The 5,173-nt window shown below is 65.4% G+C and carries 4 protein-coding genes; 3 read left to right on the forward strand and 1 reads right to left on the reverse strand.

Annotated elements, in window-relative coordinates; all coding sequences use genetic code 11:
• On the reverse strand, window positions 1–721 hold a 721-nt coding region (locus tag AC1D00_RS25610; RefSeq protein ID WP_477012568.1), incomplete at its 3' end, for a Wzz/FepE/Etk N-terminal domain-containing protein.
• 200 nt (window positions 722–921) lie between these two features.
• Here AC1D00_RS25610 and AC1D00_RS25615 point away from each other — a divergent pair.
• The 3 genes from AC1D00_RS25615 (at window position 922) to AC1D00_RS25625 (ending at window position 5,132) form a co-directional block, all read left to right on the forward strand.
• A complete protein-coding gene (locus AC1D00_RS25615; RefSeq protein ID WP_477012569.1) occupies window positions 922–2,055 on the forward strand; it encodes a glycosyltransferase family 4 protein in 1,134 nt (377 codons plus the stop codon).
• Between the two features lie 115 nt (window positions 2,056–2,170).
• Complete coding sequence (locus AC1D00_RS25620) at window positions 2,171–3,721, forward strand: undecaprenyl-phosphate glucose phosphotransferase (protein ID WP_477012570.1); 1,551 nt, start codon at window positions 2,171–2,173, stop codon at window positions 3,719–3,721.
• 154 nt (window positions 3,722–3,875) lie between these two features.
• Window positions 3,876–5,132, forward strand: a complete 1,257-nt coding sequence (locus AC1D00_RS25625; protein ID WP_477012571.1) for an O-antigen ligase family protein — start codon at window positions 3,876–3,878, stop codon at window positions 5,130–5,132.
• Window positions 5,133–5,173 lie beyond the last annotated feature (41 nt).

Below are 5,173 nucleotides of genomic sequence, written 5' to 3' on the forward strand. Positions count from 1 at the left end.
GGCTGGCATTGCGCGCCTGGTCCTGGCGCGCATTCTGCTGGAGCACGAGATAGCCGTCGGCGATCGAATTGGCGACGCGCACGGCGAGATCCGGATCAGCCGACTGGAATTCGATCACGATCACGCGCGACTTGTCGACGGCATAGGCCTGGAGGCGCTCGTAATAAGCATCCAGCACGCGCTCTTCCGGCGTCATCGAGAACGGATCGCGGCCGATGCCGATCAGCGCGGCAAGCGACTTCAGCGGCGAAATGCCTTGCAGCACCGGATCGAATTCGGGCCGCTCCGCAAGCTTGTTCTTCTTGATGATCTCGCGCGCGAGATCGCGCGACAGCACGAGCTGGACCTGGCTGGTGACGGCCTCGGGGTCGAGCGCCTGCCGCTCCTCGTTGCTGCGGTCACTGTTCGGACGCAGGAACACGTTCTCGCGGCCGTCGATCAGGATACGCGACTCGGATTTGTAGCGCGGCGTCACGAGATTGACGACGGCGACCGAGGCGACAAGCGCCAGCACCGTCGGCACGATGATCCAGCCGCGCTTGCGCGCAAGCGCGGCACCGAGCGCGTGAAGATCGATGTCGCCGGATTCGCCGGACGCCTGCCTCGTGACAACAGGCGCAGGCCTTGCATCAACCTTGGGCTTGGCTTCGGCTTTGGACTTCGAAACAGCCCGCTCGACCACCGCCTTGACCTTGCCGGCACGCCAGAACGCTAAACGCATCGAATACTCCCGCAGGGCAACGCCGCCAAGCTACCTCAACCGGGGCGATTACACTCCATTAAGGTTGCCGCTGGGTTAATCGGGCAATCCCGCCATCAGCGCACGCGCGCTCGTCACCGTTTGTTAACCACGAGGCCTCTTAATCCGTCTCGATATTTCGACAATTGTTCGGCATTTGCCGTCGAGCGCTGGTTCAGATCATGCCCCCCTCTCCCGACCGGCCGCTTCGCATCCTGCACGCCGTGCGCGCACCCGTGGGCGGCATCTTCCGCCACATCCTCGACGTCGCCAACGGCCAGGTCGATCGCGGCCATCATGTCGGGATTCTCGCCGACAGCCTCACCGGCGGCGAGCGCGCCGACAAGACGCTGACCGAGCTCGCGCCGCGGCTGAAGCTCGGCATGCACCGCATGGCGATCCGCCGCGAACCGTCGCCCGACGATGTCCTGGTGTGGCTGCGGATGCGGCGGCTGATCGCAAAGCTCAAGCCGGACGTCATGCACGGCCACGGCGCCAAGGCCGGCGCCTTCATCCGCATGCGGCGGCGCACCGACGACACCATCCGCATCTACACCCCGCATGGCGGCTCGCTGCACTATCCACTCAACACCGTGAAAGGCGAATTCTACGCGCGGCTCGAACGGTCGTTGATGGGCGCGACCGACCTGTTCCTGTTCGAGAGCGCCTTTGCCCGCGACACCTACCAGCGCATCGTCGGCACGCCCAAGGGCGTGGTGCATTGCGTCTTCAATGGCGTGACGCCGGAGGAATTCGAGCCTGTTGTCACCACCGAGGATGCCACCGACCTCTGCTATGTCGGCGAGTTCAGGCACATCAAGGGTGCCGATCTGCTGGTCGACGCCGTGGCGCGCCTGCACGAAGGCGGCAAGAAGGTCACCCTCACGCTCGGCGGCGACGGCGAGGAGACGGCAGCGCTGAAGGCGCAGGTCGAGAGGCTCGGCCTCTCCGGCGCGATCCGCTTTATCGGCCACGTCAAGGCACGCTACGGCTTCTCCAAGGGACGGCTGCTGGTCGTTCCCTCGCGCGGCGACTCCATGCCCTATGTGGTGATCGAGGCGGGCGCGGCCGGCATTCCCATGATCGCCGCGCGCGTCGGCGGCATTCCAGAGATCTTCGGCACGGAGAGCCCGGCCCTGTTCGCGGCAAGCAACGCCGAGGCAATGGCGGAGGCGATTGCGGCTGCACTCGCCGATCCGCAGGCGACAACGCAGCGCGCCTCCGCCTTGCGCAAGCGCATCTCCGCGTATTTCTCCCAGCAGGCGATGGTTGACGGCGTGATCGCGGGCTATCGCGACGCATTCGCCAATCATTAACCATCCTTAAGGCCGCTTTAGAGATTCTTCCGATTTGTCCGATAACGAAGTGCCCGGGGATGCTCGCCCGGGTGCAATGCTGCGCCGCGGGTTTTTGGAATGGACGTGGACGCCCGTGGAACCGCTCAACGCACGCTCGATGCTCGATGCCGCGACCGGTGCCGCGGCGAAGCCGGCTGACCAGCCCTTTGTGGAGCGCCGCCGCCGGCTCTCTCCCGCCGCGCTCGACGTCGTCAACCAGAAGGTCGCCCGCGCCTATTCGCCGATCGTGATTACCGGAATCGTGCGCCTTGCCGACTTCGCGCTGCTGAGCCTCATCGGCATCGCGGTCTATGTCGGCTACGTCATGCCGCTGGCCGGCTCCTTCAGCTGGGACTATCCGGCAGAGATCCTCGCCGTCGCGGTCGCCGCCGTGGTCTGCTTCCAGGCCGCCGACATCTACCAGGTGCAGCTGTTCCGCGGTCAACTCCGGCAGATGACGCGGATGATCTCGTCCTGGTCGTTCGTTTTCCTGCTGTTCATCGGCATCTCCTTCTTCGCCAAGTTCGGCAGCGAAATATCGCGGCTGTGGCTTGCCGCCTTCTACGTCCTCGGGCTCGGCGCGCTCTTCGTCGAGCGCCTGGTGCTGCGCTCGCTGGTGCGTGCCTGGGGACGCGAGGGCCGGCTCGACCGCCGGACCATCATCGTCGGCTCCGACAGTAACGGCGAGCAGCTGGTGGAGGCACTGACGGCGCAGGAGGATTCCGACATCCACGTGCTCGGCGTGTTCGACGACCGCAACGACAGCCGCGCGCTGGACACCTGCGCCGGTGCGCGCAAGCTCGGCAAGGTCGACGATATTGTCGAGTTCGCCCGCCGCACCCGCGTCGATCTCGTGCTGTTCGCGCTGCCGATCTCGGCGGAAACGCGCATCCTGGAGATGCTGAAGAAGCTCTGRGTGCTGCCGGTCGACATCCGCCTCTCCGCGCACACCAACAAGCTGCGCTTCCGTCCCCGCTCCTACTCCTATCTCGGCGAAGTCCCGACGCTCGACGTGTTCGAGGCACCGATCACCGACTGGGACCTCGTGATGAAATGGCTGTTCGACCGCCTCGTCGGCGGTCTCGCGCTGCTCGCGGCCCTGCCGGTGATGGGACTGGTGGCGCTGGCGGTGAAGCGCGACAGCCCCGGCCCGGTGCTGTTCCGCCAGAAACGCTTCGGCTTCAACAACGAGCGCATCGACGTCTACAAATTCCGCTCGATGTACCATCACCAGGCTGATCCGACGGCCTCGAAGGTCGTGACCAAGAACGATCCGCGCGTGACCCGCGTCGGCCGCTTCATCCGCAAGACCAGCCTCGACGAGCTGCCGCAGCTCTTCAACGTGGTCTTCTCCGGCAACCTCTCCCTGGTCGGCCCGCGCCCGCATGCGGTGCAGGGCAAGCTCCAGAGCCGCCTGTTCGACGAAGCCGTCGACGGCTATTTCGCCCGCCATCGCGTCAAGCCCGGCATCACCGGCTGGGCCCAGATCAACGGCTGGCGCGGTGAGATCGACAACGAAGAGAAGATCCAGAAGCGCGTCGAGTTCGACCTCTATTACATCGAGAACTGGTCGGTGCTGTTCGACCTCGTCATTCTCCTGAAGACGCCGATCTCGCTGCTGACCAAGAACGAGAACGCGTATTGAGTCTCCGTCATGCCCCGCGAAGGCGGGGCATCCAGTACTCCGYGGCGCCAGCCGATTTCCGCAATGTGCGCCACGGAATACTGGATCGCCCGGCCAAGCCGGGCGATGACAGCTGTTTTGTGGCGTATGAGTTGCGTAAGCGTATGAGCATATGATGGCGTATGCGGCGACAGCCGGTGGAGTGAAATTAGCCGCGCCGGCCGCGCCCGGCGTGCTGGCGCTCCAGCGCGCGCTGGTGTGGCTTGTCGGCGCTTCCGGCGCCATCGTCTTCATCGAACCCAGCCCCTACGAGATCGCGACGCTGCTCGCCACCGTCGCCTTCTTCGCCACCGGCCTGCGCCTGCGGCTTGCGCTGATGCCGTTGCTGCTGATGCTGGTCCTGCTCAATGTCGGCTACACCATCAGCGCGATCCCGCTGTTCGAGCAGCCCGAGGTGGTGAGCTGGATCGCGACCTCCTGGTACATGGCGGTGACCGTGGTGTTCTTCGCCATGATCACGTCCGAGGACACCGCGGCCCGGCTCGACATGCTCCGCCGCGGCCTCGTGGTCGGCGCGATGGTTGCCTCGCTGGCGGCGGTCGCCGGCTACTTCCACCTGGTTCCCGGCGGAGACGACCTCCTCACGCTCTACGGACGCGCGCGGGGCACGTTCAAGGACCCGAACGTGCTCGGCGCCTTCCTGATCCTGCCGGCGCTGTTCGCGCTCCAGAGCGTGGTCTCTGACAAGCTGGCTAAGGCCTTCCGCAACGTCATCGCCTTCGGCATCATGTCGCTGGCGATCCTGCTCGCCTTCTCCCGTGCCGCCTGGGGCGGGCTGGTGCTGACCTCCGCCTTCATGCTGGCGCTGATGGTGCTGACCAGCCGCACCAACGCGCAGCGCTCGCGCATCGTCGTCATGGCGATCGTCGCCGCGGTGCTGGGCCTCGCGCTGATCGCGGTGCTGCTGTCATTCGATTCCACCGCCGAGATGTTCAAGCAGCGCGCCAGCTTCGATCAGAGCTATGACGAGGGCCGCTTCGGCCGCTTCGGCCGGCACATCCTGGGTGCGGAGATGGCGCTCGACCTGCCATTCGGCATCGGCCCCCTGCAATTCCACCGCTTCTTCCCCGAGGACACCCACAACTCCTATCTCAACGCCTTCATGTCCGGCGGCTGGCTCTCCGGCGTGTGCTATCCCGCGCTGGTCTTCACCACCGTGATCATGGGCTTCCGGCACATCTTCGTCCGTGTGCCCTGGCAGCGTGCCTATATCGCGGTCTTCTCCGCCTTCGTCGGCACCGTCGGCGAAAGCTTCGTGATCGACACCGACCACTGGCGGCACTTCTGGATGATGCTGGGCGCGATGTGGGGCATGATCGCAGCCGCGCAGGCCTACAAGGCTAGGTCTCGCGACGAAGTTTCTTCAGCTTGAGATCGGGCCGCTTCTCCGGCGGCGTGTCGAGAAGGCTCTTC

The organism is Bradyrhizobium sp. P2_E8 (genome assembly GCF_056403875.1).